Genomic DNA, 5556 nt, shown 5'->3' with positions numbered 1-5556 from the left:
CCCCATGAGCATCGTCGTTTTCGACCCCGACAGCACCGAGGACGTGGACTTCAAGGATCGCATGCGCCACCCCGCGGCGGCCGATCCGGCCGGCGGCATGTGGCTGTCGGACACCGAACCGTCCTTCATCGATGCCGACGCCCTGCGCAAGGGCCGGCTGGCCAAGCTGCGCGGCTGGATGCGCAAGGCCGGCTATGGCGGCGTGGTGCTGTTCGATCCGTACAACCAGCGCTACGCCACAGGCTCGCGCAACATGTTCGGCTATTTCCTGCGCAACTCGACCCGCTATTTCTTTATCCCGACCGACGGGCCGATCGTGCTGTTCGAATATCCGCAGAGCTATCATGTCTCCATGGTGCTCGACACGATCGACGAGGCGCGGCCTTCCAAGCTGGTCTGGTCGTCGGTCTCGGGCCGCGACGACGAGACCGCAGGTCCGTTCGCCGACGAGATCGCCGAGCTTTTGAAAAAGCATGGCGGCGGCTCGATGAAGCTCGGCCTCGACCGCTGCAGCCATCTGCAGGCGCTGGCGCTGGAAAAGCGCGGCTGTGAGGTCAGGGATTGCCAGGGCGAAATCCTGGCGGTGCGCGCGGTGAAGACGCCGGAAGAGGTCAAATGCCTGCAGGTGTCGATGGCCGGCGCCGAGGCTGCCGTCTATGCGGTGCGTGAGGCGATCAAGCCCGGTGTTTCCGAAAACGACCTGTTCGCCATCATGTATGGCGAGGTCATCCGCCAGGGCGGCGAGTTCATCGAGACGCGGCTGCTGACATCAGGCCAGCGCACCAACCCGTGGTTCAACGAGGCCAGCGGCCGCAAGATCCGCCCCGGCGAACTCTTGGCGCTCGATACCGACACCATCGGCTGCTACGGCTATTATTCGGATTTCTCGCGCACCTTCCGCTGCGGGCCGGGCAAGCCGACGCCCTACCAGAAGTCGCTCTACCGCATGGCGCATGACCAGGTTCAGCACAACATTTCGATCGTCAAGCCCGGCATGGCCTTCCGCGAGATCGCCGAGCAGGCGTGGAAGATCCCCGACCGTTTCGTCGACCAGCGCTACACCTCGGTCATGCACGGCGTCGGCATGCATGGCGAGACACCGTTCATCGCGCACGCCATGGATTACGAGACCTATGGCCGCGACGGCCATATCGTGCCAGGCATGGTGGTGAGCGTCGAAAGCTATATCGGCGAAAAGGGCGGCCGCGAGGGCGTCAAGCTGGAGGACGAGATCCTGATCACCGAGACGGGCACGGAGCTTCTGTCGCGCTTTCCTTATGAGGACGAGTTTCTGGAGACGCAGGTTTGATACGGGCAACCAATGAGCGCCTCGTTGCCTGGCGCCCTCCTCTGTCCCGCCGGCATACGGAAGGGTCTTTGACTGCCTCGCCCATGCATCACGCAGGCGCCGCATGAAAACGCCCATCTCCCTCAAGCGCGGCACCGTAGCCGCGATCTTCATCGACCTGCAGGAAGAGCACCGGCAGGACCCGCGTTATCTGGTTGAAGGCTTCAGCAGCATCCTCGCCAACGTCCAGCGCCTGCAGGCGGCGGCGCGGCAGAACCATGTGCCGCTCTACCACTGGGCCTACATCGTCGATCTCGACAGCCAGGACCGCCCGTTTCATCCGCTCGGCGAGGACGGCAAGTCGGCCTTTTCCGACAAGAGCGATCCGCTGACCGAAATCTGCCATGAGGTGGCGCCGGCCAAGGGCGAGGCGCTGCTGATCAAGGCCGAGGCCAGCGCCTTCCGCTGCGGGCCGGCGGCACGCGACATCAAGTCGGCCGGCATCGAATGGTTGGTCATATCAGGCGTCTGGACCGAGGCCTGCATCGACGCGTCGGTCAAGGATGCGGTGGCAAAAGGCTTTCGCGTGCTGCTGGTCAAGGATGCCTGCGGCAGCGGCAGCGCGGCCATGCACCAGACCGGTATCCTCAACCTCGCCAACCGGCTCTATGGCGGCGCCGTCACCGACACCGACGACGCCTGCCGGCTGCTGGCCGGCGAAACCGTCACCGTCTGGCAGGTCGAGGGCTCGGTGCCGCTGCGTTTCAGCTTCGACAACGCGGCCGCGCTCTACGCCGATCTATGACGCGAGGCTCTTACGAAACACGGCTCGACCCGGCCCTTTGGGCCTATATCGACGCCGTCAACGCCTGGTATCCGCCCGAAATCATCGGCCTGCCGATCGACAAGCAGCGCGCCGTCTACGACCGGATGAGCCGGGCTTTCCACCAGGGCCGCCCGGCTGGCATCAAGGCCAGCGACGGGCTGATCGCCGCCGCCGGCCGCGACATCCCGGTCCGGCGCTACCGGCTCGAGGGCAACGCCGCCAAGGCGATGGTGGTCTACTACCACGGCGGCGGCTTCATCCTCGGCGGGTTGGAAAGCCATGACGACATCTGCGCCGAGCTCTGCGCCGGCACAGGTTTCGACGTGCTGTCGGTCGATTACCGGCTGGCGCCGGAGCATCTCCATCCCGCCGCCTTCGACGATGCGGTGGCCGCCTTCGAATGGGCAGCGGCGAGATCAGGCCTGCCGCTGGTGCTGTGCGGCGAAAGCGCCGGCGGCAATCTGGCCGCGGCGGTGGCGCAGGCGACGCGCCGGCACGCCAGCGCTGCGATCGGCCAGGTGCTGATCTACCCCGAGCTCGGCGGCGACGAGCGTGCCGGCTCCTACATCGAACACGCCGACGCGCCGCTGCTGTCGGTGACCGACGTCGCCTTCTACCGCGACGTCCGCTCGGCCAGGCGCCAATCGCTGGACGATCCGACTTTTGCGCCGCTGCGCGACAAGGATTTCACCGGCCTGCCGCCGACGGTGATCGTCACCGCCGAATGCGACCCGCTGTCCTCGGATGGCGAGACCTACCGCGACCGCATTGTGGCCGCCGGCGGCAAGGCGTGGTGGCACGAAGAGCCGAGGCTGGTGCACAGCTTCCTGCGTGCCCGCACCACGGTGCCGGCAGCCGCGGAAGCGTTTGCGCGGATTGTCGGCGCGGTTGGCGCGCTGGGCAGGGGCGAGTGGCCGTATTGAACGTGGCGAAGGCCCCCCTCATCCGGCCGCTTCGCGGCCACCTTCTCCCCGCTGGGGAGAAGAGAGAAGCGCCGGCGCTGCAAGTCTCCTCTCCCCTCGGGGAGAGGTCAGCCGAGCGAAGCGGAGGCTGGGTGAGGGGGCGTCTCGCGTGAAGCGCCGGCATCCTCTTTTCAACAATGGAACATAGGAGGTCGAGTCCCGTCGTACCGACCCCCTCTGTCGCCTTCGGCGACATCTCCCCCTCAAGGAGGGAGATTCGCGCCGCGCCATCGTCCAACGCATACGCCAATCGCCGACTCCCCCCGCGGAACCCCGCACAATCACTGCGGAAAACCGAACACTCCCTAGCGTCACCCAGCCTTATCATTCCCCCTCAGGCAACGGCGCCCCGGCGGTCGCGTCCGCCCCCGCGCCTGTCGATCGGCCGGGGCGATTTTTCTGTGCATGCCATTGTCCCAAAACCGCTGGGCACTTTTGGGCGGCATGCATCAACAACAGGGGAACGACGATGAAATTCATGCTGACCGACCGCAAACTCCACCCGCAAGCCAAACCCGTGGCCGACGATTTCAAGGCCGGCGGCATCAACCGCCGCGAATATCTGGCGCTGATGGCCGGGCTCGGCGTCAGCGCCGCCGGGGCGCTGGCGCTGGGCGGACTTGGCACCATCCCTGCCCGCGCGGCGGAACCCAAGAAGGGCGGCGTCCTGCGCGTCGCCATGAACGTCAAGGGTTTCAAGGACCCGCGCACCTTCGACGGCGTGGAGATGTCGAATGTCGCGCGCCACTGCAACGAATATCTGGTGCGCTGGAACACCGACTTCTCCTTCGAGCCCTGGCTGCTCGAAAGCTGGGAGGCGAGCGACGACGCCAGGACGCTGACCCTGCACGTGCGCAAGGGCATCTCCTGGTCGAACGGCGATGCCTTCAACGCCGACGATGTAATCCACAACCTCACCCGCTGGTGCGACGCTTCCGTGCCGGGCAATTCGGTCGCCGCGCGCATGGGCGCGCTGGTCAATGCCGACACCAAGAAGGTCGTCGATGGCGGCATCGAAAAGGTCGATGACTTCACCATCAAGCTGAACCTGCCCAAGTCCGACATCTCGCTGATCGCCGGCATGGCCGACTATCCCGCACTGATCATGCACCGCTCCTATGAGGGCGACGGCGATCCCCTGAAGGCGCTGGCCATCACCACCGGTCCCTGCGAGCTGGTCAGCTGGGATGCCGAGACCGGTGCCGAGGTGAAGCGCAAAGACAAGCCCTGGTGGAAGGGCGAATTCTACTTGGACGGCATCAAATGGGTCGACTACGGCTCCGACCCCAACGCCATGCTCTCGGCCTTCGAATCCGGCGAGATCGACACCGACCACGAGACCGCTTCCGATGCCGTCTCGCAGACCGAGACGATGGGGCTGATGAATTCCGAGATCGCCACCGGTTCGACCATCGTCGCCCGCTTCAATGTCGCCAACGCGCCCTATGACGACGTCAAGGTGCGCCGCGCCGCCCAGCTCGCCGTCGACAATGCCGCCGTGCTGGCGCTCGGCCTCGGCGGCCGCGGCAAGCCCGCCGACAACCACCATGTCGGCCCCATGCACCCCGAATATGCCGATATCGGCCCGGCGAAGCGTGACGTCGAGCAGTCGAAGAAGCTGTTGGCCGAGGCCGGCAAATCAGACCACGAGTTCGAGCTCATCTCCGTCGACGTCGAATGGCAAAAGAGCACCGGCGACGCCATCGGCGCGCAGATGCGCGAGGCCGGCCTGAAGATCAAGCGCACCGTGCTGCCGGCCGCCACCTTCTGGAACGACTGGAGCAAATACCCCTTCTCCTGCACCGAATGGCTCGGCCGCCCGCTCGGCGTCCAGGTGCTGGCGCTGGCGTATAAATCCGGCGCCGCCTGGAACGAGAGCGCCTACGCCAATCCCGAGTTCGACACGCTGCTCGACAAGGCACTGGCGACACCCGACGCCAAGGCGCGCAAGGAGATCATGGGCAAGATCGAGCAGAATTTGCGCGATTCAGGCATCATCATCCAACCCTACTGGCGCTCGGTCTACCGCACCTACCGCAAAGGCGTCGAAGGCTGCGAACAGCACCAGGCGCTGGAGCAGCACTTTGAGAAGGTGTGGATTGAGAGTTGAGAGGCGGTCCGCGCTAGCGGACGTAAAGCCAATTGCTTGGCTTTACGAGCCTCGAACGCTCTGAGCCTGCGAAGGGCCGGGCGACGGTGATGCGCCGGCATTTCTAACCTTCTCCCCTTGTGGGAGAAGGTGGATTGCCGCGCAGCGGCAAGACGGATGAGGGGTGTTCCAGCTTGGCGATACGCCAACAGTAAACGCCCTGAACCAGAGCAGAACCTTCACCGCCTCACTCCGTCACGCACCCCTCATCCGTCTCGGCGCTGCGCGCCGATCCACCTTCTCCCACAAGGGGAGAAGGTCAGAAGCGTCAGCGCCCCTTCAAGTGCAGGGCTAGCCGGTGGATCGCTGCGATCATCTGACGGGTTGAAAA

At 65.4% G+C, this 5556-nt stretch carries 4 protein-coding genes; all 4 read left to right on the top strand.

Translation table 11 applies throughout. The features are described from left to right. The first annotated feature begins 4 nt into the window (after positions 1–4). Positions 5–1309: a Xaa-Pro peptidase family protein gene (locus EN991_RS21380; RefSeq protein ID WP_027161258.1), complete on the top strand. Its 1305-nt coding sequence runs from the start codon at positions 5–7 to the stop codon at positions 1307–1309. A 103-nt stretch (positions 1310–1412) separates the two neighbouring features. After that, a complete protein-coding gene (locus EN991_RS21375; protein ID WP_127369492.1) occupies positions 1413–2093 on the top strand; it encodes an isochorismatase family protein in 681 nt (226 codons plus the stop codon). Then, positions 2090–3037: an alpha/beta hydrolase gene (locus tag EN991_RS21370; protein ID WP_127369491.1), complete on the top strand. Its 948-nt coding sequence runs from the start codon at positions 2090–2092 to the stop codon at positions 3035–3037. Before EN991_RS21375 ends, EN991_RS21370 begins: the two co-directional genes overlap by 4 nt. Positions 3038–3545: 508 nt before the next feature. Continuing rightward, a complete protein-coding gene (locus EN991_RS21365) occupies positions 3546–5186 on the top strand; it encodes an ABC transporter substrate-binding protein (RefSeq protein ID WP_127369490.1) in 1641 nt (546 codons plus the stop codon). The last annotated feature ends 370 nt before the right edge of the window (positions 5187–5556 follow it).

Source organism: Mesorhizobium sp. M7A.F.Ca.US.005.03.2.1, assembly GCF_003997795.1.
Taxonomy (GTDB): Bacteria; Pseudomonadota; Alphaproteobacteria; order Rhizobiales; family Rhizobiaceae; genus Mesorhizobium; species Mesorhizobium ciceri.
The sequence above is the reverse complement of the archived record's forward strand: the minus strand, read 5'-3'. Positions and strand labels throughout refer to the sequence as shown.

What these genes read in the sequence shown, in the direction of transcription:
- EN991_RS21365 (WP_127369490.1), top strand. Translation starts at nt 3,546, where the DNA reads ATGAAATTCATGCTGACCGACCGCAAACTCCACCCGCAAGCCAAACCC.
- EN991_RS21375 (WP_127369492.1), top strand. Translation starts at nt 1,413, where the DNA reads ATGAAAACGCCCATCTCCCTCAAGCGCGGCACCGTAGCCGCGATCTTC.
- EN991_RS21380 (WP_027161258.1), top strand. Translation starts at nt 5, where the DNA reads ATGAGCATCGTCGTTTTCGACCCCGACAGCACCGAGGACGTGGACTTC.
- EN991_RS21370 (WP_127369491.1), top strand. Translation starts at nt 2,090, where the DNA reads ATGACGCGAGGCTCTTACGAAACACGGCTCGACCCGGCCCTTTGGGCC.